Annotated in this window: 1 protein-coding gene; it reads left to right on the forward strand. The window is 55.4% G+C overall.

Annotated elements, in window-relative coordinates; translation table 11 throughout:
- On the forward strand, nucleotides 1–298 hold a 298-nt coding region (locus tag HU727_RS25605), incomplete at both ends, for a hypothetical protein (protein WP_217847168.1).

The following is a 298-nucleotide window of genomic DNA, read 5'->3' on the forward strand; positions in this document are numbered from 1 at the left end:
AATCAATCCTGATGGCAGCCAGTTGCGCTACCGCTATGACAACTCGCGCTTGTTGCTCACTGAAATCGAAAACGAGCGCGGCGAGCACTACCACCTCGATTACTACGCCAACGGCCTGATCCAACAGGAAACCGGCTTCGACGGACGCCGTACTGCCTACGAGTACGACCTCAACGGCCAACTGCTGAAGAAAATCGAGTTCGGCGATGACGGTAGTGAACTGATCACCGAATATCAGCGCGATGCCGCAGGCCGCTTGCTTGTAAAAACGCTGCCCGATGGCGAAGCGATTCACTAC

The organism is Pseudomonas khorasanensis, from assembly GCF_014268505.2.
GTDB classification, from domain to species: domain Bacteria; phylum Pseudomonadota; class Gammaproteobacteria; order Pseudomonadales; family Pseudomonadaceae; genus Aquipseudomonas; species Aquipseudomonas khorasanensis.